We start from the raw sequence: 23,835 nt of genomic DNA on the forward strand, positions 1-23,835 counted from the left end.
GTCATGGACATTGGCCAGTACTTTCAGCGTTTGGGTTACGAGGGGCCTCGCGAGCCCGGGCTGGAGACCCTGCGCGCGTTGCACCTGCGGCACCTCGAATCTGTCCCCTTCGAGAACCTGGACATCCACAGCCAACGGCCCATCGTCCTCGACGAGGCGGCCTTCTTCGACAAGGTCGTCCGGCACCGCCGCGGTGGGTTCTGCTACGAGCTCAATGGCCTGTTCGCCGCCCTCCTGCGTGCCCTGGGCTTCCAGGTGACGTACCTGTCCGGACGGGTATCCACGGATGGCGTCCAGGACACCGGCCCCGAGTTCGACCACCTCCTCCTGGAGGTCACCCTGGACGACGGTCCGTGGCTCGTCGACGTGGGCTTTGGTGACGGCTTCGCGGAGCCGCTTCCCCTTTCGACGGGGCAGTGGACTTCCGGAGGTCAGCTGTTCCGTCTGGAGCAGCACGGGAACGATTGGGCTCTCTCGAGACAGAAGCCGGACGGGGCGTGGATGCTCCTCTATGTGTTCTCGCGCGTGCCAAGGCGGCTGGAGGCGTTCGCGGGGATGTGCCGCTACCACCAGACCTCGCCCGATTCGTTCTTCCTCAAGAACCGGCTGTGCACGCGCAAGACGGCCACCGGTCGGGTGACCCTGAGCGGGAATCGGCTCATCGTCACCGAGGTAGGGCAGCGGACGGAGCGGATGCTCGGGGCGGAGGAGTTCGAGCAGGCCCTGCTCGAACATTTCGGAATGCCGCGGATGCGGCGGCCCGAGTAGCCCACGAGGGCTCTACCCGAGCCACCAGTTCTCCCAGGCCGTCTCCAGTTCGCCTCAGTCCTGAGCGCGCTCGTACTGCGGCGGCCATGCCACCTTCGCATGGAGCTCGCGGGCCGCCTGCAGGGGCCAGTACGGATTGCGCAGCAGCTCGCGCGCGAGGATGACCATGTCCGCCTGCTCCGTGCGCAGGATGTGCTCCGCCTGGAACGCCGAGCGGATGAAGCCCACGGCGCCGGTGGGGATTCCGGCCTCCTTGCGGATGCGCTCGGCGAAGGGCGTCTGGTAGCCGGGCCCCGCGGGAATCTTCACCCCGGGCACGATGGCGCCCGAGGAGCAGTCGATGAGGTCCGCTCCGTCCTCCTTCACCAGCTTCGAGAGGGCGACGGTGTCCTCGAGCGTCCAGCCGCCCTCGACCCAGTCAGAGCAGGAGAAGCGCACGAAGAGGGGGAACTCCTCGGGCCAGCGCTTGCGCACGGCCTGCACCACCTCGCGGGTGAGCCGCACGCGGTTCTCGAACGAGCCTCCGTAGCGATCCGTGCGGCGGTTGGACAGGGGCGAGAGGAACTCGTGCAGCAGGTAGCCGTGCGCGGCGTGGATCTCCAGTTGGCGGAACCCCGCGGTGCGAGCGCGCTCGGCGGCCGCGACGAAGGCCCGGAGCACACGCTGGATGCCCGCGTCGTCGAGCGCCTCGGGCTCCGAGTAGCCTTGATCGAAGGGCACGGCGCTCGGTGCGACGGTCTTCCATCCATTCTTCTCGTTGGGGGCGATGGGGCCCCCGCCTTCCCAGGGGCGCTTCGTGGACGCCTTGCGCCCCGCGTGCGCGAGCTGGATGCCCGCGATGGCACCCTGCTCGTGGATGAAGCGCGTGATGCGCTCGAGCGGCGCGATGTGCTCGTCCTTCCAGAGGCCGAGGTCCTGCGGCGAGATGCGCCCGATGTCCTCGACGGCGGTGGCCTCGAAGATGATCAACCCCGCGCCTCCGACGGCCCGGGTGCCCAGGTGGACGAAGTGCCAGTCATTCGCGAAACCGTCCTCGCTCGAGTACTGGCACATGGGTGACACGGCGATGCGATTCCTGAACGTCACCCCACGCAGGGTCAGCGGGGTGAACAGCACGCTGCTCATGGTTCCTCCAGCATGTCGACTTCGAGTCGGGAAGAGCCCGGCTCGGGCGGGGCATACTGGGACGCCTTGAGCGAGATGTCGCGGATTCTCTCGCGCTCTGAAGCGCCTGCGACACTTCAGGTGGTGACGTGCTTGAACAGCTTGCCAGCCATCAGCAGCGCGAGCCCGCCCAGCAGCACCGGCACGGCGTTGAGCTCAATGGCGAAGCTCAGGCTGCTCAGGTCGGCCACCTTGCCGATGACGGTGGGCGAGATGGCGTCGCCGAGCATGTGGATGAACAGCACGTTGAGGCCCATGGCGAAGGCGCGGAACGCGGAGGGCACGCCGTTGACGATGGCCGCGTTGATGGGACCGCTGTTGAGGAAGATGAAGAACTGCGCCAGGAAGATGATGGCGAACATGGGCGCGTGCGAGTCCACCTTCGTCGAGAGGTACATGAGGGGCGCCGCGACCAGCAGCCCCACGCCCGACATGCGCAGGCCTCCGCCCGCCATCTTCCGGTCCATCTTGTCGCCCAGCCAGCCTCCGGCGATCGTTCCCAACAGACCCGCCGTGGCGGTGACGGCGCCGGAGGTGAAGCCCGCATCGCCCGGGGTCATCCCACGCTCGCTGACGAGGAAGGTGGGCAGCCAGTACCCGAGCCCTCCAATGGCGAAGGTCATCAGCGTGTAGCCCCCCGTGGTCCACCAGAAGGCCCAGTTGTTCGCCAGGCCCTTGAGTCCCACGAGGAAGGGCAGCTTCGTCTGGGCCTCGGGCCCGTCCATGGCACCGCGCTGGGGCTCGGGCATGAAGAAGGCCATGGCGCCCAGCACGAGGCCCGGCGCGCCGCCCACGAAGAAGGCCATGTGCCACGAGTAGGCCTGGCTCAGCCACCCGCCCAGCCCGTACCCCACCGCCGCTCCCACGGGGATGGCGATGTAGAAGAAGGACAGCACCCGCGTGCGCTGCTCTCTCGGGAAGAGGTCGGAGATGATGGACGGGGCCACCGCGCCGTACCCCGCCTCGCCGATACCCACGGCAGCCCGGGCCACCATCAGCATGAAGAAGGTGGTGGCCAGCCCCGAGGCCCCCGTCGCCAGACTCCACAGCAGCACGCCCGCGGCCACCAGGTAGCGCCTCGGCAGACGGTCCCCGAGGAATCCGCTCACCGGCGAGGCCAGCATGAACACCAGCATGAAGAAGCTGCCCAGGTAGCCCGCCTGCGTGTTGGTGAGCTGGAAGTCCTGTTTGATGTAGGGCAGGGCGACCGTGACGATGTACCGGTCGAGGTAGTTGACCAGGTTGATGAGCGAGAGGATGAGCAGCGCGTAATAGCTGGTGCGCGTGGCGGTGGGAGCGGGGGCGGTGGGGGTGGCCACGGCGGTGGGGTGACTCATGAATGGGGAACTCCGAAACGGTGCGCGAGCAGGCCCCAGCGCAGGCCGCGGTCGCTCACGAGGCAGCGCTCGAGCCCGAGTGCCCGCAGGCCCTCGAGCAGGATGAGCGCTCCGGCGGGAATCACATCCGCGCGCTTGGGCTGGAGGCCGGGCAGCTTCTGGCGCTCGGCGAGGGGCAGCCGGCACAGCTTGTCCGCCAGCGCCTCCAACTGCACGAGCGTGAGGGTGCCACCGTGCACGCGCTCGGAGTCATACGGGTCGATGGCGTGCTGCACGGCGAAGAGCGTCGTCACCGTACCGGCGATGCCCACGAGCTGCGCGCCCGGAGGGCAGGGGGGCATCGAGGAGAACGTCTCGCGCAGGTGCGACTCCACGCGGGCCCGGTCCTCGGCCGTCAGCGGATCCGCGTGCACGTAGCGCTCGGTCATGCGCACCGAGCCCACGTCGAAGCTGTGCCGGAAGGACACGCGGCCCTGCGCGTCGCCGTAGATGAACTCGGTGGAGCCGCCGCCAATGTCCACCACCACCAGCGGCCCAGAGGCCTGGCGCCCGAAGTCCGTGTACGCCGAGGTGAAGGACAGCTGCGCCTCCAGCTCGCCGGAGATGATCTCCACCGTGACACCGGCGCGGGCCTTGGCGGCGGAGAGGAACTCAGCGCCGTTCTCCGCATCGCGTGCGGCGCTGGTGGCGGAGACTGCGATGGCCTCCGCGCCCAGGTTCCGCGCTTCGGTGGCGAAGTCGGAGAGCACTTGGAGGGTGGCGTCCATGCCCTCGGGCGAGAGGCGGCGGCTCTTGTCCACGCCACGGCCCAGGCGGGTGATTTCGGCGCGCTCCTGAACGGCCTGGAAGCGGCCATCGGGCTGGCGGTCGGCGACGAGCAGGAGGACCGAGTTGGTCCCCACATCGATGGTGGCGTAACGAGGCATCCGCCGGAGCTTATCAGCCTAGCAGCGCCTCCAAAGCCTCCGCCAAGCGTTGGTACTCCGCGTGTGAGTTGTAGAGCTGGGCCGACACGCGCACGTGACGGTGTGGCGGCCGGGGCCAGGGGGTGATGGGGACCTCGATGTGGTGCTCGAAGAAGAGCCGGTCCTGGAGAGGATCCAACCCGCGCACCGAGGGCAGTTCCGGGAAGCCGTCCGGGAGGGGCACGGTGGCCATGGAGCCCACCATGTCCTCCGGGCACTGGGGGGCCACTCCGAGCCGCTGGCACAGGAAGGCGCGAGCCGCCAGCGCCTTGTCCCGGTTGGAGGCCATCACCTCGGGCCAACCGCCGGGCAGCATGCCGCCCATCACCTCCAGGACCTTGGGTACGCAGAGGAAAGGGGTGGGGTCGTTCGTCCCGAGCCAATCGAAGTCCAGGCGGAACTGGGAGCGGTCCTTGCGCCGCGAGTTGTACCCGTGGCTGATGACGACGGGGCGGAGGTTCGGCTGCAGGTCCCTGCGCACGTAGAGGAAGGCCGCTCCCTTGGGCGCGCACAGCCACTTGTGGCAGTTGCCCGAGTAATACGCGACGCCGAGCTGGCGCAGGGACAGGGGCACCTGCCCGGGTCCGTGGGCGCCATCCACGAGCGTCTCCACGCCTCGCTCTCGCATCGCGCGCACGAGCGTGGCCAATGGAAGCACCAGGGCCGTCTGGCTCGTGATGTGGTCGATGAGCAGCAGCCGGGTGCGCTCGGTGACATGAGCGAGCACCGCGTCCACCACGGCCTGGGGCGAGGGCACGGGCCAGGGCAGCTTCGCCACCACCACCTTCACGCCCCAGCGACTGGCCACGAAGTCGAGCGCGTTCTTGGAGGCGTTGTACTCGTGATCCGTGGTGAGCAGCTCATCGCCGGGGGCGAAGCGCAGCGACTGCAACACCGTGTTGACGCCCGTGGTGGCGTTGTTGATGAACGCGAGGTCATCTGGGTCCGCGTCCAGGAAGGCCCCGAGCGAGGCGCGGGCCGCGTCAGTCAGGGCTTCGAGTTCCCGGTGGAGGAAGCGCACCGGCTCGGCCTCCATGCGAGCGCGCAGTCGGGACTGCTCCTCGAGCACCCGCGTGGGGCAGGCGCCGTAGGAGCCGTGGTTGAGAAAGGTCACCTCGGGATCGAGCGACCAGTGAGAGCGGAAGGGGGACGCGTCCATGTGCACGCGGAATGTAGACCCTCACAGCTGACATGTCAGCGAGCCTGCTCTGTGGGGGGGTGGATGGACGAAACCGGACCCTCTCGGACAGACTCATGGAGGATTCGGTGTCCTCCCGCTCGCTCTCCGCCCGTCTCTTCCACCGGAGATCTCATGGCCACTGCAGCCAGCGTCCAACCCCTCAACCCGAACGCCTCTGAGTACCAGTACAACTACACCTACGTGAAGCCGCTAGCGATGGTGCAGACGCTTCCCAAGGATCAGAAGCCGTCCTTCACCTGGTACCTCAAGGTCATCTGGCAGGTGCTCCAAATCGCCCGCAACCGGCTCGAATGGAAGTGGCAGCAGGCGCAGCGAGAGCAGGGGTCCTCCTCCAGCGCCCCGGCTCCGGCCAGCGCGTTGACGCTCGACCTCGGGAAGATCGGCCTTGGCCAGGTGGACATGTCCCGCCTACCGAAGGACAGCAACCTGGATGCGCTGAACCTCGAGTCCATCGAGGAGAACGGCTCACCCTGGGAGCGTGCCGAAGGTGAAATCCTCAAGGGCCTGGGCGTGCTGGGTGACATGGGCGAGTTCCTCGCGCACAGCGAGCGCATCGCCCGCAGGGTGGGTCAGATGAACATCACCAACCCTGTGGAGATCCTCAAGGTGGTGGTGGACGCCGTGCTCGCCAAACCGACGGGGCGCCCCAATTCGTTGCAGGACTACCTCAACCTGTTCACCTCGCAGAGCCTGCCCTGGGCCGCGGGCAGCTTCCAGGAGGATGCGACGTTCGCCTGGATGCGTGTGGCCGGCTTCAATCCGCTCGTCATCCAGAAGCTGACCACGCTCGATCCGGACCTCGCCATCACCGACGCCCAATTCCAGCGCATCCTCGGGGACTCGGGAGACTCGGTGCAGCGAGCCCTGGTTGAGGGGCGGCTGTACGTGGCGGACTACCGGGAGTTGGCTGGGGTGATCAATGGCAACTTCCCGGACGGGCCCAAGTACTGCTTCGCCCCCAAGGCCCTGTTCGCGCTCCCGCGAGGCACCGGCGCGCGCCAGCTCAAGCCGGTGGCCATTCGCTGCGGGCAGGATCCGCGTGCCTACCCCCTCTTCACTCCGGAGGACGGCGAGGCCTGGCAGTGGGCCAAGACAACCGTCCAGGTCGCGGACTTCAACCATCACGAGATGTTCTCGCACCTGGGACGCACGCACCTGCTGATCGAGCCCTTTGTAATCGCTACCCACCGGCAGTTGCCGGATGGCCACCCGGTGGGCCAACTGTTGCTCCCGCACTTCGAGGGCACCCTGTCCATCAACGACTCGGCCCAATCCACGCTCATCGCGCCGGGCCATCAGGTGGACATGTTGTTGGGAGGAACCATCCAGGCCGATCGGACTCTCACCGTCCAGTCGCTCCTGGGTTCTGACTACGACTTCAACCGGGGCATGCTGCCCAAGCAGCTCGAGCAGCGTGGGGTGACGGACGCGGGCTTGGAGTACCCCTACCGTGACGACGCGCTGCAGGTGTGGGGTGCCATCGAGCGGTGGGTCCGCGCCTACGTGGGCATTCACTACGCCTCGGACGAGGCCGTCACCCAGGACCAGGCGCTGCAGCAGTGGAGCGCCGAGCTGGTGGCGGAGGACGGCGGCCGGGTGCGCGGCTTCGGCGAGGATGGTCAGGGCAAGCTGTCGACGGTGGAGTACCTGAGCCAGGCGCTGACCATGATCCTCTTCACCTCCAGCGCGCAGCACGCGGCGGTGAACTTCGCGCAGGCGGGGCTGATGACCTTCACCCCGTTGGCGCCTGGCGCTGCCTACCGGGCCGCGCCGCTGTCTGTTGCCGACGCCGCGCTCAATCCCTCGCTGGACCAGTACCCCCCGCTGGACATGGCCGCCGAGCAGCTCGATTTCCTTTCCCTGCTCGGTGGGGTCTACTACACGCGGTTGGGGCAGTACCGGCCCTTCTGGTTCAAGGGGTTAAAGGTGATGGCGGCGCTGCACACGTTCAAGGAAGAGCTGAAGCAGATCGGCCAGGAGATCGAGCAGCGCAACGCGAACCGTTACGGGCCCTATCCCTATCTCATCCCGACGAACATCCCCCAAAGCATCAACATCTGACACGCCCGTGCGAAGCCAGCGGTCACCGGGCCGCTGGCTTCACGGACTCGAGGAGCAATTCAAGACATGGCCAGGAGTGCGGCAGGCAAAGTGGTCATCGGAATCATCAGGGTGCTCGCCCTCTGCGGTGCGGTGCTCATCCTTGCCATTGTGGTGTTGACGGCGAGCTCGACCCTGATGCCTGGAACGAAGGTCCGGAGGCTGTTCGGCGCGTCGCCCGAGGCGCTGGCGGGCAATGCCGATGGCGGAGTGAGGACGATGACGATCTCGGAGTTCAACGAGAGAACGCGTGCGTTCGGGGACGAGCTGGAGGCCGATGCGGGGACCGACGCGGGAACCCTGGCGGGCGCGTCTGACGAGCAGAGGCGATGACCTTCCAGCAACTCCTGACGGACACGGCGCTGGCGTTTGTGATGCTGGGCGTCGCGTTCTGGCCTTTGGAGTGGGCGTTCTCCGCGCGTGTCGGCCAGCGCATCCTGCGTCCGGCCTGGGGCGTGGATTTCGCCTTCTTCCTTGGCCAGTACTTCGTGTGGGCGCCGCTCTCGGTGCTTGCAATCATGGTCGCCCGGCCCCTCCTGCAACCGGAGGCGCTGGCGGGCCTGCGAGCGGCGGTGGCCCTTCAGCCCACGTGGCTCCAGGTGGTCGAGGCGACGGTGCTCTGCGACCTCTGCGTGTATGGGTGGCACCGCCTGTGCCATGAGGTGGATTGGCTCTGGCGTTTCCATGCCGTGCACCACTCGGTGGAGCACCTGGACTGGATGGCAGCGCACCGCGAGCACCCGTTGGATGGGCTCACCACGCAGTTCGTGTGCAACCTGCCGGCCTTCGTGTTGGGTATCCCGTTGGGGCCGCTGACCATGGTGGCGGCCTTCCGGGGGATGTGGGCCATCTTCATCCACTCCAATGTGCGGCTGCCGCTGGGCCCGCTAGGTTTCCTTTTCGGCGCGCCCGAGCTGCACCACTGGCACCACGCGCGTGTCGAGCAGACCCGGCACAACTTCGCCAACCTCGCGCCGTATATGGACTGGCTCTTCGGGACCTACCACCGGCCGACGGGCGAGGAGCGGTGGGCGCTCGGGCTTGCCGAGCCGTTCCCCCGCGGCTATCTGGCGCAGCTCTTCCTCCCCCTGCGCGACCTGGTGTTCCCCGGCAGGAAAGCCCAGGAACGCACGCAGCCATCCTGAGGGCGCGAATCAGGGCTTCGATGGATGGAGAGGGCCGCTGCCCGTCGGGTACGAGCGGGCAGCAGCCGGATGTCATGGGCCGAGGGGACTGCTTACTGGGCCGAATATCCGCCGTCGATGACGAGCGCCGTGCCGGTGATGTACGTCGACCAGTCGGACAGTAGGAACAGCACAGGCTTCGCCACTTCCTCCGAGCGGGCTGAGCGCTGCATCGGCACGCCAGCGACGAAGGCCTGGCGGGTCGGCTCGCCCTGCTCGATGTGGCTCCAGATTTCCGTATCGATCGGGCCGGGTAGCACGGAGTTCACGCGGATGCGCTCCGTCGCATAGTCGAGGGCCGCGGCCTTGGTCATGCCCATGAGCCCGTGTTTGGCAGACACGTAGGCGCCAAATCCGCTCGCGGCGACGTGCGAGAGGATGGAGGCACAGTTGACGATGGAGCCGCCGCCGTTCTTCTTCATGGCCTGGATTTCGTAGCGCATGCTGAGGAAGGTGGCGTCCAGGTTGATCGACATGAGCTGGCGGTACTCCGCCGGGGGGAGGTCGGCGAGCTTTCCGATGGGGCCCGGGATGCCGGCGTTGTTGAAGGCGCCATCCAGCCTGCCGTACTCGCGGAGGGTGCGCGCGATGAGCGCCTCGATGTCGGCCTCTTGTGAGACGTCCGTGCGAACGAAGAGCGCGGTGCCTCCGTTGGCGCGGATGCGACCCACCAGCTCCTCGCCCTTGTCAGCGCGGCGGCCAGCAAGCACCACCTTTGCTCCCTGCTGGGCCGCCTCGACTGCAGTGGCGGCTCCGATGCCAGAGGTGGCGCCGGTGACGATGATGACCTTGTCCTTGAGTAACATGTGCTCCCCCTTTCCGGGCGGTGGGAGGGAGCCGCGGGAATGGGCTCCACTTCCGTGCCTGGGTAGAGGGATGCTCAAGGGCCGGGACTGCATGTGTCAAGCTGGTCACAGCCAGCCTCGGCCCAGGGCTTCTTCTGGAGGACTCGCGAGTGGACTCAGCGGCCCCAGTCAGGCGTGGTGATCGCGGCCTTCTCCTGCGCGGGCAGCGGCACCTGGTTGTTGCCATCCGCCGTCATCACGAAGAGCTGCGACCCGCCGTTGCGCGTGGAGGTGAAGAGGATGAGGCGGCCGTTGGGCGAGAAGCTGGGCTCCTCGTTGTTCGCCTGATCCTGCGTGAGGCGGGTGATCTTCCCGCTGTCCACGTGGACGGTGAAGAGGTCGAACGCGTTGCGCTCGTCGCGCGCGGTGAAGGCGATGAGGTCTCCACGGGGAGACCAGTCCGGCGTCTGGTTGTAGTTGCCCTGGAAGGTGAGCCGCTTCACGCCCGAGCCGTCCGCGTTCATCACGTACACCTGCGGCGAGCCGCCCCGGTTGGACACGAAGGCGATGCGCTTGCCGTCCGGCGACCACGAGGGGCTGGTGTTGATGCCGAAGCGCGTGTCGGTGAGCTGTTTGGCGTTGTCCCCATCCACCTCGGCCACCCAGATTTGAGCGCTCTCTTCCTCGGCCAGCGCATACGCGATGCGCTTGCCATCCGGAGAGAAGGAGATGCCAGTGGCCATCTGCCCCTCGGACGTCTTGATGCGCACGGTGTCACCGCCGGGCCTCCTCACGTACAGGTCCGGCTTGCCCTGCTGGTACGAGGTGTAGCCCAGCGTCCCATCCGGCCCGAGCGCCGGCAGCAGGTTGATGCCACCGCGGGTCGCCTGCTTCGCGTTGCGGCCGTCCCAGTCCGCCACCCACACGTCCCGGTTGGCGCCCGACTTGCGCACGTAGGTGATGCTCGAGAGGAACGGGCTCGGCTCGCGGGTGTAGAAGCGGTAGATGGCGTCGGCGACCTTGTGGGCCAGCTCGCGAGGCTCCGCGGCGGGCGCGCTCTGAGTCGTCTTGAAGTCCTCGCGGCCGGAGCCCACGTTGAACACGCGCGCCTCGGCCTTCAGCTGGCCGTTCTCCTGGGCCAGCGTGTACTTCACCAGCGACTCGGCGCCCACGTCCGCCCAGCGCGAGAAGTTGATGCTGCCCGCGGCCATGCCCTCCTTGGGGTCCGCGAGGAAGCTGTTGCGATCCAGCACCTGGAAGATGCCGGAGGCGCGCAAGTCGTACATCAGCGCGTCGTCCACCTCCTGGGTGGAGGCCTTGGCCACCTCGCCCTGCACGAGCGGAGCGGGGGCGGCCAGGGGAAGGGGCCGGAAGTTGGCGCCGGAGATCTGGATGACGGGGGCCTGCGCGAGGGCCGCCACAGGCAGCAACACGAGCGAGAGGAGAAGGGCTTTCGCGTTCACGGGCTGAACTCCAGGACGATGCCGCTCTTTTGCAGCGTGTCCCGTAGATGGTCGGGGGGAGGGGAGAAGGGAGAGGCCTTCTTCACCGCGGCCAATACGGCCGAGTCGAAGAGGGTATTTCCGCTGGCCTTGGCCAGCCGCGCATCGATGATCTCTCCAGTACGGTTGAGTCGCATGGCCACCTGGGCCTTGAGGTACAGACGCTCGTCATCGGGGATGGTGTCCGCGACGTCGTAGTGGCGGCGCACCTGTGAGGAGAGCAGGCCGAAGTAGCGCTCGCCCTCGGCGGTGGCGGAGTCGCCGTTGGGATCGCCGTCCTCGGCACCCTCCAACTCCTCTTCCTGCTTGGAGGGTTTGGAGAGCTTGTCGAAGGCTCCGAAGAGCCGGTTGCGCCGGTCCTCGCCCTGAGCCTCGCCCTTCTGGGGCGTGGGCTTGGAGGCGGGCTCCGGCTTCACGCCGGGCACGGGCACGGCCACCTTGGCGGGCTCGGGCGGGGCGGGAGTGGGGGAGGGGGCCGCGTCCACCTTCTTGGGAGGAGGTGGAGGAGGCTGATCCTTGCGAGGCAGCAGCTTCTCGTCGCGGGGCTTGCCCAGGCGCACCAGCGTGGCGCGGATGGGCTTCTGGTCCAGCTGCACCCGAGGTCCCTCGACGAAGGTGGTGTACAGCCCCACGGCGACCAGCACCAGGGCATGGCCCACCAGCGACACCGTGAGGAAGCGTCCCAGGCCCGTGCGCCTGGGAGCGAGCAGACTCTGGTTGTAAGCCGGGTGCATGGGCTAGCGCCGCGCCTCCTTCTTGCCCTTGTTGGAGGGGTTGGACGCCCGACCCCCGCCCGTGGGGTCCGTGATCATCCCCACGTTGTTGATGCCGGCGCGCTGCGCGGCGGCCATCACGTCCACCACCACGCCATAGGGCACGTCCCGGTCCGCGTGCAGATAGAGTTCCTTGTCCGCCTGCGCCTTGGCGTTGCTGGCCAGCTTCTTCTCCAGCTCGGCCACCGGCACCTCGGCCTCGCCGATGTACACGCGCCGCTGCGCGTCGATGGACAGCACCAGCTTCTTCTCGGCGGCTTCCACCGGGGCGGCCTTGGCCTCCGGTAGGTTCACCTTGACGCCCTGCTGGATGAGGGGCGCCGTCACCATGAAGATGATGAGCAGCACCAACATCACGTCCACCATGGGCGTGACGTTGATCTCGCTCATGGTGACGCGGCCGCCCCCGCGATTGGAGCCCATGCCCATGGCGCGTATCTCCTAGCGGAAGAAGTGCCGCTTGATGATGTTGAGGAAGTCCGCGGAGAAGTTGGCCATCTCCGTGTCGAACACCTTGATGCGGCTGATGAACGAGTTGTAGGCCACCACCGCGGGGATGGCGGCGAACAGGCCGGCCGCCGTGGCGAAGAGCGCGTTGCCCACCGGCGCCGCCACCGTGGCCAGCGTGGCGTTGCCCTGCTCGGCGATGGAGTTGAAGGCGTTGAGGATGCCGATGACCGTGCCGAACAGGCCCACGAAGGGCGACGCCGCGCCCACCGTGCCCAGGAAGCTCACCCGCGACTCCAGGTCCATCAGCTGGGTCGTGGAGGCCCGGTTGAGCGCCCGCTCCACGTTCTCGATACCGCCGAGCCGCTCGCTCATGGCGCCCTCCGCGCTGTCCTTGGTCTGGGCCAGCTTGGAGAGCTCCTCGTAGCCAGCACAGAACACCTTGGACAGCGGCGAGCCCTCCAGCTTCTGGGCATCTTGGTAGATGGCTTCCAGCCGGGACGCCTTCCAGAAGGAGTCCAGGAAGGCCAGGGACTGGGTCCGAGCACGGGTCAGCTGGGTGTGCTTGAGCGCGATGAGCGCCCAGGAGGCCACCGAAACGACCATGAGCAGGCCCAGGACTCCCAGCTCCAGGATGGAGGCATCACGGAGGATTTGCAGGTAGTTCATGGCGCCGAGCGCCAGGGGAAAGCGGGGCATCAACATGGGGGTCTGGCCGTAACACCTGGGTCCGGGGTGGTCAAACAAACCCGGTACAAAGAGGGGTCGGTTGGTTGCTGTTGCCGGGCATTGAATAAATTCCCGGAGGGGACGTCCGAGGGGTTGTGTGTCGGGCCGCATGCCCGCTCCCCTTCCCCGGTGGTCCATAATCTGAGGACGCCCCATGAACGCCAGACTCCTCGCCGCATTCCTCTGCCTCGCCTCCCTCGGTTCGGGCTGCATCATCGTCGACCATGACGACGACTACGATGAAGGCCCGTGCTGCAACACGCCCCCGCCGCCGCCGCCCGGGCAGCCCGGTGACGTGACGTTCCTGTGGACGTTCGCCCCTGACTTCCGCTGCTCGGACGTACCGGAGGTGAAGCGCATCCACATCAGCATCCCCGGCGAGACCCTCTACAATGGTGGCGTCTACGCCTGTAACACGGGGGGGGTGGACGGCATCGTCCTGCACGACTTCGTGCCCGGCAACTACTCCTTCACCATCAAGGCCTACAGCTACACCGACGAGACCCTCTATGAGGGCCGTGGCACCTTCACGGTGAACGGGAACGTGCGGGTGAACATCGACCTCTCGCCCAACGGGATGTCGTATGCCTACGTGTCCTGGTCCTTCCCGCCCAACACCTACAGCCCCAACCCGTCCTGCTCGCAGGCCGGCGTGACCTCGGTCGGGGCCAGCATCGACGGGGGCGAGGAGGTCATCCTGAACTGCGCCGATGGCATGACCAATGGTGGCGTGCCGACGCCCTGGCTGGCGGATGGGACGCACACCCTCGAGCTCGTCGCCTATGGCCGGGATCTGAAGGGCCGGGATGGGATGCCGCTGTACTTCACCCAGGGCACGTTCACGACGAGCGCCGGTAGCCCCAGGTCCGAGTCGTTCCGCTTCTACGTGGTGGGCGGCCTGTCGGTGAGCTGGCAGTTGTGGGATGGCTACGACTTCGTGGACTGCTCCCAGGCGGGTCTCACGGCGATGTCCGTCAACCTGTTCGACAAGAGCAGGGGCGAGTGGGTCTACCCGGATGGAGATCCGCAGCCCTGCACGGGCCCGTTCGGTCCGCCCATCCTCTACCAGTTCCTGAAGCCGGGGAACTACGAGGTGCACGTCCGCGGGATGAAGGGCTCGACCGTCCTCTACACCAATGAGGACGACATCAAGACCGTGACGGTGAAGGCCTTCGACCAGAAGCTCAAGACGGACCCGTCGACCGAAACCATCCTCTCTCTCAACTGATTGAGCATCAGCTCGCCTGTCCTCCGGAGGGCCGGGGCACCCGCCTCGGCCCTCCTTGCGTTGCGGGCGGGCACATGGCGTTGGCATCAAACGTGATAGGAGCCCCGGTATGCGGCAAGGCAGCCACAGTCCCATCGGGGTTTTCGATTCGGGCGTCGGAGGACTCACCGTTCTCAAGGCGCTGATGTCCCACCTCCCCCACGAGAGCACGCTCTACCTGGGAGACACCGCACGAGTGCCCTACGGCACGAAGTCCGGCGAGGTGGTGACGCGCTACTCGCTGAAGAACGCGGGCTTCCTGCTGGAGCGTGGCATCAAGCTGCTGGTGGTGGCGTGCAACACGGCGTCGGCGGTGGCCTTGCCGGCGCTGTCGGCGGCGCTGCCGGTTCCGGTGGTGGGGGTGATTGCCCCGGGTGCGCGGGCGGCCCTGCGGCGGACGCGGGGGGGCGGCGTGGGCGTCATCGGGACGCCGGGCACCATCCGCTCAGGGGCCTACCAGCGCGAGCTGGAATCGGCCGCTGGGCCCGAGGGCGTGAAGGTGAAGGCGAGGGCCTGTCCGCTCTTCGTCCCACTCGCGGAGGAGGGGTGGCTGGCGGGAGACGTCCCGCGGATGGTGGCCCGCGAGTACCTGGAGGACTTTGCCCGGAGCGGGGTGGACACGCTGGTGCTGGGCTGCACCCACTACCCGCTGCTCAAGGACGTCATCGCTGAGGCCGTGGGGCCACAGGTGTCGCTGGTGGACTCGGCCGAGGCCACGGCGGAGGTGGTGGCGGCGCTGCTGGAGGAGCAGGGGCTGCTGGCGGCCGCGGGCGGACCGCCCACGCACCACTACTTCGTCACGGATGTGCCGGAGCGCTTCGTGGAGGTCGGGGCGCGCTTCCTGGGGCGCCCCATCCACTCCGCGGAGCAGGTGGACCTGTCCTTCTGAGTCCCACCTGCCGCTAAGGGCCCGGCGCTCAATCGCACCGGGCCTGGTGTGTCAGGACGGCCGCACCGGGGAGACCGGCTTGGGCTCGTCGGCGGTGGTGGCCTCGAGCAGCTCCTTGGCGGCCTGGACCACGGGGGGCTCCGCGGCGGCGGTGGCCTCGAAGAGCTCCAGGGCCGCCTCCGTGCCGATGTCATCCTTGCGGGGGATGGCGCCCGTCGCCCAGGTGATGAGGCGCTCCATCGCGGGGAAGAAGCCGATCATCGCGAGCGGCTTGTTCATCCAACCCACGGTGATGCAGTAGTACTTGTTGTAGGGCGCCGTGTGGTGGATGCGGTGGTGCTCCGGCGGCAGGATGAGGTGCACGCGCTGCATGAAGCCGATGAGCGCGGGGGGCTCGTCCATGTGCGACCACTTGTGGAACTGGTTGGTCGCCATCACCCAGAAGATCATCGCCCCGAGGAAGGCGGAGACGAACACCCAGCTCGCGCTGGTGTGGGGGAGCGCCACCGCGAGGATGGCCACGGGGATGGAGACGAGGCAGTTGTTGCCGTTGGTCTCCACGAAGTCATGGCGGGTGATGGCCTTCTCGTCCACGTGGTGCTCGCGGAAGGGCCGGATGAAGGCCTTGCCGAGCACGGGCATGTCGGTGGCGCCCCAGGTGTCGCCCATCCAGTGGACGAGGCCGGAGACAAAGTCGGCCGCCAGGTAGCCCAGCAGCAGTGCGCTGAGCACCAGCCACGGGCCGGTATGGGCATTGCCCCACAGCCTCCAGACAAGAGCCGACTCCAGGCCGATGAAGGAGACGATGCTGGCGATCTCCATGGCACGGATGGCGGGCGAATAGCCCTGGGCCAGCGCCGTGGCGTCCTGCTGGCGCAGTTGATTCTTGAGCTCGTTCTTCATCGTGATTCCCGTTCCGGTCGATGCTCCGGCGGCTGCTTCCCCCCCGGTGGCCGGCGCAGTGTACTCGCAGTGGGATTTTCGACGAAGTCGCCTGGTGAACGGTGCAGAGGCCCGGCCTTCTTGTCGGAAGGTCAGCAGGCATTCAACCAAAGAAGGCCGACGCGTTCCTTGTCACACCCATGCACCGCTGGTACGTTCCTCGGCCTCGGGCATGGCGAAAACCTTCGAAAAAGCCGTCACCGGCTTCAACCACAACATCAAGTACAAGGGGAAGGTCTACCACGTCCAGACCGAGGACTCGGGCGTCAACAACCCCCACATCATCACGCACCTGTTCGTGGGCGGGAACATCCTCGCGTCGAAGAAGACGTCGTACGCGGACATCCTCAACGCCGAGAACCTCGCCGAGGTCGTGCGCGAGCTGATGGAAGAGCAGCACAAGGAGATGCTGCGCAACCTCATCAACGGCGTGTACGACGGGTACGAGGGCGGGGTGCGTCACTACCAGCCCGGCCAGCTCGGCTCCGCTGAGGACGTCGCCCACGCACGGCAGCCCGTTCAGCCCAAGGCCCCGCCTCCCGCGGCTCCGCCAGCCGCCTTCGTTCCCCCGGAGATCGCCGCCGCGCGCGCCATGAAGGTGCAGCCGAAGATCAACGAGGTGGGCGTGGAGACGCTCTTCGGAGAGGATCTCATCTCCGAGAAGAGCCTGGACGAGGTCATCCTCAGCTACCTGGCGGGCGAGGACAACAACCAGTAGCCGGACGTCGGCGGCCGAGCGTTGGCCCTCTGTGCGTCCGGGGGACATAATCGCCACGCCGATGATCCAGATGTTCCACGTCTACAAGGCGTATCCGGGCGATCCGCCCGTCCTCTCGGACATCAACCTCCACGTCGAGAAGGGCGAGTTCGTCTTCCTCACCGGGCCCTCGGGCGCGGGGAAGACGACGCTCATGAAGCTCATCTTCTGCGGTGAGAAAGCCACCAAGGGCCAGGTGCTCGTGGGCGGGCGCAACATCGCGCGCATCCGCGAGTCGGCCGTGCCCTACCTGCGGCGCAACATCGGGGTGGTGTTCCAGGACTTCAAGCTGCTGCCGCACCGCACGGTGGAGGAGAACGTGGCCTTCGCCCTGGACGTGTTGGGCGTGCCCCGGCCCCAGGCGCGCGAGCGCGTGCAGCGGATGCTCAAGCTGGTGGGCCTGCAGCACAAGGCGGGCTCGCTGCCACTGAAGCTCTCCGGTGGTGAGCAGCAGCGCGTGGTGATCGCGCGGGCGCTCGTGAATGATCCCACCATCCTCCTGGCGGACGAGCCCACGGGCAACCTGGACCCGGCGCTCACGCTGGAGATTATGGACCTGCTGATGGATGTGAACGCGCGGGGCACCACGGTGCTGGTGGCCACCCACGACACCAGCCTCATCACCCGCTACCAGAAGCGCACGCTGCGGCTGGAGCGCGGGTTCATCGTGTCGGACGAGGACGGGGTGAAGGCTGCCCGGCGGATGACGGCGGGATGAGCGCGATCGCAAAGGCGGCGTACTTCTGGCGCTCGGCGGCCTCGGGGCTGCGGCATGCGCCTTTCGTGCACTTCATCGCGGTGACGACGATTGCCATCGCCCTCTTCTCCGCGGGGCTGGCGCAGGCCATGGGACGCATGGTGGACGCGCTCATCGGCTCCTTGGGTGGCGAGGTGCAGGTGACGGTGTACCTGTCCCCCGAACTCGACGAGGAGGGGGCCGAGGTGCTGCGAGAGCGCATGGTGGCCGCCAGTGGAGGAAGGGCCTCGTTGGTTCCTCCTCAGGCCGCGCTCGAGCGTCTGGCTCGGGAGCTGGGTGACCTGGGCGAGGCGCTGGCGCAGCTCCCGGAGAACCCTCTGCCGCCCTCGCTGGAGCTGGAGGTTCCCCAGGAGCGGCGCACCCCCGGCGCGCTGAAGGCGCTGGCCCAGGAGCTGCGCGCCATGCCCGGTGTCACCGGCGTGGACTATGGCGAGGAGGCGGTGGAGCGGCTCTCCGCCATCTCGAAGGCGCTGCGCTATGGCGGGTGGGTGGCCTTCGCGGTGGTGCTGTTGGCCACCGTGGTCATCGTGTCCGCGACGCTGCAGCTCGCCATCTACGCGCGGCGCGAGGAGATCGAAATCCAGAAGCTGGTGGGCGCGACGGACCGCTTCGTCAAGGCGCCCTTCCTCATCGAGGGCTTCCTGCAGGGGCTGCTCGGGGCTGGGGTGGCGCTGGCGGGACTGGTGACCTTCGAGCGGTTGGTGGGGCCGGGCGTGGCCTCGCTCTTCTCCTTCCTGGTGGGGCCCGGCGGCATGGTGCCGCTGTTGGAGCCAGGCCTGGCCCTGGAGCTGCTGGCGGCGGGCTGTGCGCTGGGGCTGGGCGGTAGCTTCATCGCGGTGGGGCGCTTCCTGCGGGTATGAGCCGGCTCGTCCTCCTCTTGTTGCTGCTGTGGAGCGGCGTGGCCCTCTCTCAGGACGGGGCCGCGGCGCAGCCGTCCGCGTCCGAGGGCGCCGCGTCCGAGTCGCCCGTGCAGGATGAGGCGACGGAGCGGGAGGCCGTGCGCGAGAGGCTGTCCACGCAGCGGGCGGCGCTCGCGCTCATCGAGTCGCGCAAGGTGTCCGCGCTGGAGGTGCTGGAGATGGTGGAGCAGCGGGCGGCCACCAGCTCACAACGGGTGAAGGCACTGGAGAGGGACCTCTCCGTCTTCCGCAAGCGGCTGGCCGTGGCCGAGCACGAGGACGCGGTGACCCAGCAGATGCTGCGCGAGCAGATGCGTCGGCTGTCCCCGCGCCTGTGGGGCATGTACCGGCTGATGAGGCGACGGCCCTTGGAGGTGCTGCTGAGCGCGAAGGACTTCTCCGCCATGGTGTGGCGCTCGCGCGCGCTGCGGGCGACGCTCGAGGAGGACCTGCGGGTGCTGCGCACCGTGCAACGGGTGGCGGGGTTGCGGCGCCAGTCAGCGGCCGAGCTGCGCCGGTTGCAGGGCTCGCTGAACGTTCGGTTGGGCTTTCTGCGGGAGCAGGAGGCGTTGGCGAAGGCGCAGCAGGAGGCGCTCGAGGAAGTGGTGGGCGCCATCAAGGGCGAGGCGGAGCTGGCGCGGCGCATGGTGCGCGAGCTGGAGCAGGCGGACGCGGACCTCACGCGCGTCATCCAGGAGATGAACGAGGGCCCAGCCACCTCCGGCTTCGGGGCCCTCAGGGGGAAGCTGCCGTTCCCCGCCCCGGGCGTCATCGAGGTGGGCTTCGGCCGCGTGGTGAACCCGCGCTTCAACACCGTCACCGTGCAGAAGGGCGTGGACATCCGCGCCGCCGCGGGCACGCCGGTCAAGGCGGTGGCTGAGGGCACCGTGGCCTACGCGGGCTGGATGCGTGGCTACGGCAATCTGCTCATCCTCGACCACGGGGGCGGCTACCATACGCTGGTGGCGCACCTGTCCTCCGTGGCCCATCAGGTGGGCGCTCACGTAGCGGCGGGCGACGTGGTAGGCGAGGTAGGTGACACGGGCTCGCTCAAGGGCGCCTACCTGTACTTCGAAATCCGCCGGGCCGGACAGGCTCTGGACCCGGCACCCTGGCTGTCACGCTGACGCTATGAGACCTTCCCCTTCGACTTCCCCCATCCGCATCGGGCTGATGGGCTACGGCCTGTCTGGATCCCGCTTCCATGCGCCGCTGCTCGCCGCCGAGCCCGCCTTCACCCTCTCGGCGGTCGCTACCCGTCGGGCCGAGGAGGTTGTGCGCGACTGGCCGGGCGTGCGCGTCCTCTCCCCAGAGGAGCTGCTGGCGGACCCGACGTTGGAGTTGCTCATCATCACCTCGCCCAACGACACGCACGCGTCGCTGGCCGAGCGGGCGCTCCTGGCCGGCAAGCACGTGGTCGTGGAGAAGCCCTTCACCGTGGACTCGGCCGAGGCCTTGCGGCTGGATGCGTTGGCTCGCGAGCGGGGCCGGTGTCTGACCGTCTTCCACAACCGGCGCTGGGATGGTGACTTCCTCACCGTGCGCCAGTTGCTGGAGCAGGGACGCCTCGGGCGGTTGTTCAGCTTCGAGAGCCACTTCGATCGCTTCCGGCCCCAGGTGAAGGCGCGCTGGAAGGAGGAGGATGTTCCCGGGGGCGGCACGCTGTGGGACCTGGGCTCGCACCTGGTCGATCAAGCCTTGCAGCTGTTCGGCCTGCCTGAGTCCATCACCGCTGACCTCGGACGGCAGCGACAGGGCGCACGGGCCACGGACTGGTTCCACCTGCTGCTGCGCTATGGCGAGCTGCGCGTCATCCTGCACTCCGGCTCCGTGGTGCATGAGCCCTGGCCCCGCTTCGTCTTGCAGGGCGAGGCGGATGCCTGGTGCAAGTACGGGCTCGACCCGCAGGAGGAGCAACTCGGCGCGGGGCTTCGGCCGGGCCAGGCCAGCTGGGGCGTCGAGCCCGCGGAGCGGTACGGCCGGTTGAGTCGCGGCGGGAGCGTCCCCACCCTCCCGGGGTGCTATGAGCACTTCTACCGTCAGCTGGCCGCGGCCATCGCTGGCGAGGGGCCGGTGCCGGTGACGGCGCAGAGCGCGGCCCAGGTCATCCGCGTGCTCGAAGCGGCGGTGCGCAGCGCCGACGAGGGCCGACGCATCACGCTCTAGCCGGGCGAGCGTCCAGTCCTGGATGGATGTTTGTGCAGAAATGATGCAGTGCGGCATGGGGACGGTTAATTTCCCCTCCGTGGACTTGATCTCAGGACTACAGGAAGTCACCCGGCGCATGTTGGTGGCGCGCGGAGTGCGGTCGGAAGTGGTGAACCTGGGCGGTCAGCCGCTCCATCACTACGAGCTCAAGGGGCGCGGCAAGGGGCCGACGGTGCTGCTGGTGCACGGGTTGGGCGGGACGGCCAACGGCTTCGCGCGCATCTTCTTCGGGCTGGCAAAGCGCTTCGAGCGCGTCCTGGCGGTGGACCTGCCAGGGCACGGCTTCTCGCCGGAGTACTGCCTCGGGCCGACGTGCGTGCGTGGCCAGTACGAGCTGCTCGTGGAGTACTGCCAGAAGGTGGTGGGCGGCCCGTCCTTCGTGGTGGGCAACTCGCTGGGCGGGGCCCTGTCAGCACAGCTGGCGACGGAGCACCCGGAGCTGGTGCGCGCGCTGGGGTTGGTGGCGCCAGCGGGAGCCGACGTGGGGCACGAGCTCATCCGCGAGGTGCTGGAGTCCATGGACGTGCGCACCGCCGAGCAGTCGCGGGCGCTCACCCGGCGCCTCTTCCACAAGCCTCCCATGCTGATGATGCTGTTCGCCGACGCCGTGCGCGGCATCTACGCCACCCCCGCGGTGCGTGCGCTGAGCGCAGACGCTCTGGCCAAGGGCGAGTACCTCAAGCCCGAGGAGCTCAAGCGGCTCACCATGCCCGTGCTCTTCGTGTGGGGTGGGAGTGAGAAATTGCTGCCCCACCAAAGCCTGGACTTCTTCCGCTCGAGCCTGCCTGCCCATGCGCGGCTGAGGGTGGTGGAGCAGTTTGGCCACATCCCGCACGTGGAGCGACCAGACGAGCTGGTGTCGGAGCTGGTGCAGTTCGCGGACGCCTCCGGGCTGTAGCGGGCCGGGGCGCGGCCGGGTGCTAGAGTCGCGCCCATGCGTTCCCAGTACTCCTGGCGCGCGGCGCTCGCCGCGGGCCTGTTGCTCCTGGCTCCCGCGGCACGAGCCGACGGCCGCGAGCCCTCCACCGCTCGGACCTCCACCTACGAGCAGCTCGAGGTGTTCGCTCGGGTGCTCTCGTACGTGCAGAACAACTACGTGGAGCCGGTGGACGACAAGCGGCTCATGCAGGGCGCCATCAAGGGCATGTTGGAGACGTTGGATCCCCACACCGTCTTCATGCCGCCCGAGGTCTTCAAGGAGATGAAGATCGACACCTCCGGCGAGTTCGGAGGGCTGGGTATTGAGGTGGCGCGCAAGGGCGAGGGCATCGTGGTGGTGGCGCCCATCGACGACACGCCGGCAGCGCGCGCGGGCATTCGTGCGGGAGACGAGCTCGTCGCCATCGATGGCGAGAGCCTGCAGGGGCTGGGGTTGTCGGACGTGCTGCAGCGGATGCGGGGTCCGGCGGGCAAGCGGGTGCTGCTGACCATCATGCGCGAGGGCTTCAAGGCGCCGCGCGAGCTGGCCATCATCCGGGACCATGTCCGCATCATCCCGGTGGAGGGCGCGCTGTACGGGGGCCTTGCCCACCTCAAGGTGAAGAACTTCCAGGACCGCACGTCGCTGTACCTGCGCAAGGAGCTGGACCGGCTGCGCGAGCAGAACGGGGGCAAGCCGCTGCGTGGGGTGGTGTTGGACCTGCGCAACAACCCGGGCGGATTGCTGGACCAGGCGGTCGCGGTGAGTGACCTGTGGCTCCCGGGGAACCTGCCCATCGTGAGCACGCGCGGGCGCAACGGGGCCAACGCGACCGAGGAGCGCAGCAAGGACCGGGACACGGAGCCGGAGTACCCGCTGGTGGTGCTGGTGAACGCGGGGAGCGCGTCGGCGTCAGAGATTGTCGCGGGGGCGCTGCAGGACTACGGGCGCGCGACCATCCTGGGGACGCAGACCTTCGGGAAGGGGAGTGTGCAGACGGTCATCGAGCTGGAGGATGGCTCGGGGCTGAAGCTGACCATCGCCCGCTACTACACCCCCAAGGGGCGCAGCATCCAGGAGAAGGGCATCACACCGGACTACCAGGTGCCAGAGACTCCGGGTGGGAAGGGCGCGAAGGAGCCGCAACCACGAGAGAAGGACCTGGATCGACACTTCAAGGCGGAGCCGTCGGTGGCGAGCGAGTCCGAGGGGGTGGCGAAGCCGAAGGCCCTGCCCGAGAACGTGCGGGACTGGGACGTGACGGCGAAGCTGACCGACCACCAGTTGAAGATGTCGCTGAACTATCTGAACAGTGTGGCGAACGGCACCGCACGCTCGCCCGTGAAGGCCAGCAACGAGGCTCGCTGAGGCCCACACAGGCCTCCGCTGGCTCGCACGTCGCCCCGCTGGAGCAGCAGGCGGGGAAGGGAGCCCCAGGTACTCCCGCTGGGGTTGGGGGCCCGCGCTCGAAGCCGGCCCCCAGATGTCCACTTCAGCAAGCTTGGGGCTTCTCCTGGCTTTGGGCCGCGCGCATCTCTCCGGAAGCTGTGTCTTCCCCCCCTTGTAGGACCCAGATACAGTTGCCCGGAGGACAACAACATGGCGAAGAGCAGCGCCCTACCGGCTCCGCTCCTATGGCGACCCCCTGACATACTCTGGATGGTCGGGTCTCAAGATGGGGCTCAGGGGCCGGGTGTACGCCAGGCCTCGTCAGGTGGAATGAGGATGGAGCTACAGACACAGCGGCGCATCCTGGTGGTGGACGATGACCCCACCATCCTCAACGTTTGGCGCAGGGTGCTGGGCCCGAAATGGCGCCGCCCTGCCTTGGACAACCTGGAGAAGAAGCTCTTCGGTGCCGCCCCTCCCGCGGCGTCCCCTGAGGTGAGCTTCATCATCGACACCGCCTCCCAGGGGCTCGAGGGGTTCCAGAAGGTCGTCAGCGCCTTGGAAGAGGCGCGTCCCTATACCTTCGCCCTCGTCGACATGCGGATGCCTCCTGGCTGGGACGGCCTGGAGACCATCATGCGCATGTTGGAGAAGGACCCCCAGCTGGAGGTCGCCATCTGCAGCGCCTTCTCGGACATCTCCCGAGAGGAAGTGGCCCAGCGCGTCGGCCGGGCGGACCTGCAGTGGCTGAAGAAGCCGTTCGAGCTCGAGGTCGCTCGCGAGCTGGCCTGGAAGTTGAGCGAGCAGGGCGTCCAGCGCCGTCGGGGCCGGTAAACGGGCTGTTCACTGGGAA

General features: G+C 67.9%; 24 protein-coding genes. 14 read left to right on the forward strand and 10 right to left on the reverse strand.

Annotated features, from left to right (window positions below; all coding sequences use genetic code 11):
• The first annotated feature begins 3 nt into the window (after positions 1–3).
• Positions 4–768, forward strand: coding sequence for an arylamine N-acetyltransferase (locus F0U60_RS13330; RefSeq protein ID WP_395818906.1), 765 nt, complete (start codon positions 4–6; stop codon positions 766–768).
• Between the two features lie 54 nt (positions 769–822).
• Here the strand turns inward: F0U60_RS13330 and F0U60_RS13335 are convergent, their stop codons facing one another.
• From F0U60_RS13335 to F0U60_RS13350, 4 genes are all read right to left on the reverse strand, one after another.
• Positions 823–1,893, reverse strand: a complete 1,071-nt coding sequence (locus F0U60_RS13335; protein ID WP_395818909.1) for an NADH:flavin oxidoreductase/NADH oxidase — start codon at positions 1,891–1,893, stop codon at positions 823–825.
• A gap of 116 nt (positions 1,894–2,009) precedes the next feature.
• Entirely contained in the window at positions 2,010–3,269 is a 1,260-nt protein-coding gene (locus F0U60_RS13340; RefSeq protein ID WP_395818912.1) for a spinster family MFS transporter, read from the reverse strand.
• A complete protein-coding gene (locus F0U60_RS13345; RefSeq protein WP_395818915.1) occupies positions 3,266–4,195 on the reverse strand; it encodes a Ppx/GppA family phosphatase in 930 nt (309 codons plus the stop codon). The genes F0U60_RS13340 and F0U60_RS13345 overlap by 4 nt, the downstream gene beginning before the upstream one ends.
• 13 nt (positions 4,196–4,208) lie before the next feature.
• Positions 4,209–5,393, reverse strand: coding sequence for an aminotransferase class V-fold PLP-dependent enzyme (locus F0U60_RS13350; protein WP_395818918.1), 1,185 nt, complete (start codon positions 5,391–5,393; stop codon positions 4,209–4,211).
• A 153-nt stretch (positions 5,394–5,546) separates the two neighbouring features.
• Here F0U60_RS13350 and F0U60_RS13355 point away from each other — a divergent pair, with 153 nt between their 5' ends.
• The 3 genes from F0U60_RS13355 (at position 5,547) to F0U60_RS13365 (ending at position 8,680) form a co-directional block, all read left to right on the forward strand.
• Positions 5,547–7,496 (forward strand): lipoxygenase family protein, encoded by a 1,950-nt coding sequence (locus F0U60_RS13355; protein ID WP_395818921.1) that lies wholly within the window; start codon positions 5,547–5,549, stop codon positions 7,494–7,496.
• 66 nt (positions 7,497–7,562) lie between these two features.
• Positions 7,563–7,868, forward strand: coding sequence for a hypothetical protein (locus F0U60_RS13360; protein ID WP_395818924.1), 306 nt, complete (start codon positions 7,563–7,565; stop codon positions 7,866–7,868).
• The gene (locus tag F0U60_RS13365) at positions 7,865–8,680 is read left to right on the forward strand and encodes a sterol desaturase family protein (protein ID WP_395818926.1); all 816 of its coding nucleotides are present in this window, start codon (positions 7,865–7,867) and stop codon (positions 8,678–8,680) included. The genes F0U60_RS13360 and F0U60_RS13365 overlap by 4 nt, the downstream gene beginning before the upstream one ends.
• 92 nt (positions 8,681–8,772) lie before the next feature.
• Here F0U60_RS13365 and F0U60_RS13370 read toward each other — a convergent pair whose 3' ends face one another.
• The 5 genes from F0U60_RS13370 to F0U60_RS13390 all read right to left on the reverse strand — a co-directional run bounded on the left by F0U60_RS13370 (position 8,773) and on the right by F0U60_RS13390 (position 12,928).
• A complete protein-coding gene (locus tag F0U60_RS13370; RefSeq protein ID WP_395818929.1) occupies positions 8,773–9,525 on the reverse strand; it encodes an SDR family NAD(P)-dependent oxidoreductase in 753 nt (250 codons plus the stop codon).
• Between the two features lie 155 nt (positions 9,526–9,680).
• A complete protein-coding gene (gene tolB / locus F0U60_RS13375) occupies positions 9,681–10,967 on the reverse strand; it encodes a Tol-Pal system beta propeller repeat protein TolB (RefSeq protein WP_395818931.1) in 1,287 nt (428 codons plus the stop codon).
• Positions 10,964–11,740, reverse strand: coding sequence for an energy transducer TonB (locus tag F0U60_RS13380; RefSeq protein ID WP_395818934.1), 777 nt, complete (start codon positions 11,738–11,740; stop codon positions 10,964–10,966). The genes tolB and F0U60_RS13380 overlap by 4 nt, the downstream gene beginning before the upstream one ends.
• A 3-nt stretch (positions 11,741–11,743) precedes the next feature.
• Positions 11,744–12,208 carry a protein TolR gene (tolR, locus tag F0U60_RS13385; protein WP_395818937.1) on the reverse strand — a complete coding sequence of 155 codons (465 nt, stop codon included), beginning with the start codon at positions 12,206–12,208 and terminating at the stop codon, positions 11,744–11,746.
• A 12-nt stretch (positions 12,209–12,220) separates the two neighbouring features.
• Positions 12,221–12,928, reverse strand: a complete 708-nt coding sequence (locus F0U60_RS13390) for a MotA/TolQ/ExbB proton channel family protein (protein ID WP_395825231.1) — start codon at positions 12,926–12,928, stop codon at positions 12,221–12,223.
• A 181-nt stretch (positions 12,929–13,109) separates the two neighbouring features.
• Here F0U60_RS13390 and F0U60_RS13395 point away from each other — a divergent pair, with 181 nt between their 5' ends.
• Complete coding sequence (locus tag F0U60_RS13395) at positions 13,110–14,183, forward strand: hypothetical protein (RefSeq protein ID WP_395818940.1); 1,074 nt, start codon at positions 13,110–13,112, stop codon at positions 14,181–14,183.
• 109 nt (positions 14,184–14,292) lie between these two features.
• Entirely contained in the window at positions 14,293–15,111 is an 819-nt protein-coding gene (murI, locus tag F0U60_RS13400) for a glutamate racemase (RefSeq protein ID WP_395818943.1), read from the forward strand.
• A gap of 51 nt (positions 15,112–15,162) precedes the next feature.
• Here the strand turns inward: murI and carF are convergent, their stop codons facing one another.
• Positions 15,163–16,014: a plasmanylethanolamine desaturase gene (carF, locus tag F0U60_RS13405; protein WP_395818946.1), complete on the reverse strand. Its 852-nt coding sequence runs from the start codon at positions 16,012–16,014 to the stop codon at positions 15,163–15,165.
• A 211-nt stretch (positions 16,015–16,225) separates the two neighbouring features.
• Here carF and F0U60_RS13410 point away from each other — a divergent pair, with 211 nt between their 5' ends.
• From F0U60_RS13410 to F0U60_RS13445, 8 genes are all read left to right on the forward strand, one after another.
• Entirely contained in the window at positions 16,226–16,771 is a 546-nt protein-coding gene (locus F0U60_RS13410; RefSeq protein ID WP_395818948.1) for a hypothetical protein, read from the forward strand.
• Between the two features lie 61 nt (positions 16,772–16,832).
• A complete protein-coding gene (ftsE, locus tag F0U60_RS13415) occupies positions 16,833–17,528 on the forward strand; it encodes a cell division ATP-binding protein FtsE (protein WP_203402444.1) in 696 nt (231 codons plus the stop codon).
• The gene (locus tag F0U60_RS13420) at positions 17,525–18,427 is read left to right on the forward strand and encodes a cell division protein FtsX (protein ID WP_395818951.1); all 903 of its coding nucleotides are present in this window, start codon (positions 17,525–17,527) and stop codon (positions 18,425–18,427) included. Before ftsE ends, F0U60_RS13420 begins: the two co-directional genes overlap by 4 nt.
• Positions 18,424–19,593: a murein hydrolase activator EnvC family protein gene (locus F0U60_RS13425; protein ID WP_395818953.1), complete on the forward strand. Its 1,170-nt coding sequence runs from the start codon at positions 18,424–18,426 to the stop codon at positions 19,591–19,593. Before F0U60_RS13420 ends, F0U60_RS13425 begins: the two co-directional genes overlap by 4 nt.
• A gap of 4 nt (positions 19,594–19,597) precedes the next feature.
• Complete coding sequence (locus F0U60_RS13430; protein ID WP_395818956.1) at positions 19,598–20,632, forward strand: oxidoreductase; 1,035 nt, start codon at positions 19,598–19,600, stop codon at positions 20,630–20,632.
• 55 nt (positions 20,633–20,687) lie between these two features.
• The gene (locus F0U60_RS13435) at positions 20,688–21,572 is read left to right on the forward strand and encodes an alpha/beta fold hydrolase (RefSeq protein WP_395818958.1); all 885 of its coding nucleotides are present in this window, start codon (positions 20,688–20,690) and stop codon (positions 21,570–21,572) included.
• A 36-nt stretch (positions 21,573–21,608) separates the two neighbouring features.
• On the forward strand, positions 21,609–22,961 hold the full coding sequence (locus tag F0U60_RS13440; RefSeq protein ID WP_395818961.1) for a S41 family peptidase: 1,353 nt from the start codon (positions 21,609–21,611) through the stop codon (positions 22,959–22,961).
• Between the two features lie 357 nt (positions 22,962–23,318).
• Positions 23,319–23,816, forward strand: a complete 498-nt coding sequence (locus tag F0U60_RS13445) for a hypothetical protein (RefSeq protein ID WP_395818964.1) — start codon at positions 23,319–23,321, stop codon at positions 23,814–23,816.
• Positions 23,817–23,835 lie beyond the last annotated feature (19 nt).

Source organism: Archangium minus (assembly GCF_044360475.1).
Classification (GTDB): Bacteria; Myxococcota; Myxococcia; order Myxococcales; family Myxococcaceae; genus Archangium; species Archangium minus.

Coding starts and splice junctions, on each gene's coding strand:
- F0U60_RS13330 (WP_395818906.1), top strand. CDS start 4: ATGGACATTGGCCAGTACTTTCAGCGTTTGGGTTACGAGGGGCCTCGC.
- F0U60_RS13335 (WP_395818909.1), bottom strand. CDS start 1,893: ATGAGCAGCGTGCTGTTCACCCCGCTGACCCTGCGTGGGGTGACGTTC.
- F0U60_RS13340 (WP_395818912.1), bottom strand. CDS start 3,269: ATGAGTCACCCCACCGCCGTGGCCACCCCCACCGCCCCCGCTCCCACC.
- F0U60_RS13345 (WP_395818915.1), bottom strand. CDS start 4,195: ATGCCTCGTTACGCCACCATCGATGTGGGGACCAACTCGGTCCTCCTG.
- F0U60_RS13350 (WP_395818918.1), bottom strand. CDS start 5,393: ATGGACGCGTCCCCCTTCCGCTCTCACTGGTCGCTCGATCCCGAGGTG.
- F0U60_RS13355 (WP_395818921.1), top strand. CDS start 5,547: ATGGCCACTGCAGCCAGCGTCCAACCCCTCAACCCGAACGCCTCTGAG.
- F0U60_RS13360 (WP_395818924.1), top strand. CDS start 7,563: ATGGCCAGGAGTGCGGCAGGCAAAGTGGTCATCGGAATCATCAGGGTG.
- F0U60_RS13365 (WP_395818926.1), top strand. CDS start 7,865: ATGACCTTCCAGCAACTCCTGACGGACACGGCGCTGGCGTTTGTGATG.
- F0U60_RS13370 (WP_395818929.1), bottom strand. CDS start 9,525: ATGTTACTCAAGGACAAGGTCATCATCGTCACCGGCGCCACCTCTGGC.
- F0U60_RS13380 (WP_395818934.1), bottom strand. CDS start 11,740: ATGCACCCGGCTTACAACCAGAGTCTGCTCGCTCCCAGGCGCACGGGC.
- tolR (WP_395818937.1), bottom strand. CDS start 12,208: ATGGGCATGGGCTCCAATCGCGGGGGCGGCCGCGTCACCATGAGCGAG.
- F0U60_RS13395 (WP_395818940.1), top strand. CDS start 13,110: ATGAACGCCAGACTCCTCGCCGCATTCCTCTGCCTCGCCTCCCTCGGT.
- murI (WP_395818943.1), top strand. CDS start 14,293: ATGCGGCAAGGCAGCCACAGTCCCATCGGGGTTTTCGATTCGGGCGTC.
- carF (WP_395818946.1), bottom strand. CDS start 16,014: ATGAAGAACGAGCTCAAGAATCAACTGCGCCAGCAGGACGCCACGGCG.
- F0U60_RS13410 (WP_395818948.1), top strand. CDS start 16,226: ATGGCGAAAACCTTCGAAAAAGCCGTCACCGGCTTCAACCACAACATC.
- ftsE (WP_203402444.1), top strand. CDS start 16,833: ATGATCCAGATGTTCCACGTCTACAAGGCGTATCCGGGCGATCCGCCC.
- F0U60_RS13420 (WP_395818951.1), top strand. CDS start 17,525: ATGAGCGCGATCGCAAAGGCGGCGTACTTCTGGCGCTCGGCGGCCTCG.
- F0U60_RS13425 (WP_395818953.1), top strand. CDS start 18,424: ATGAGCCGGCTCGTCCTCCTCTTGTTGCTGCTGTGGAGCGGCGTGGCC.
- F0U60_RS13430 (WP_395818956.1), top strand. CDS start 19,598: ATGAGACCTTCCCCTTCGACTTCCCCCATCCGCATCGGGCTGATGGGC.
- F0U60_RS13435 (WP_395818958.1), top strand. CDS start 20,688: ATGGGGACGGTTAATTTCCCCTCCGTGGACTTGATCTCAGGACTACAG.
- F0U60_RS13440 (WP_395818961.1), top strand. CDS start 21,609: ATGCGTTCCCAGTACTCCTGGCGCGCGGCGCTCGCCGCGGGCCTGTTG.
- F0U60_RS13445 (WP_395818964.1), top strand. CDS start 23,319: ATGGAGCTACAGACACAGCGGCGCATCCTGGTGGTGGACGATGACCCC.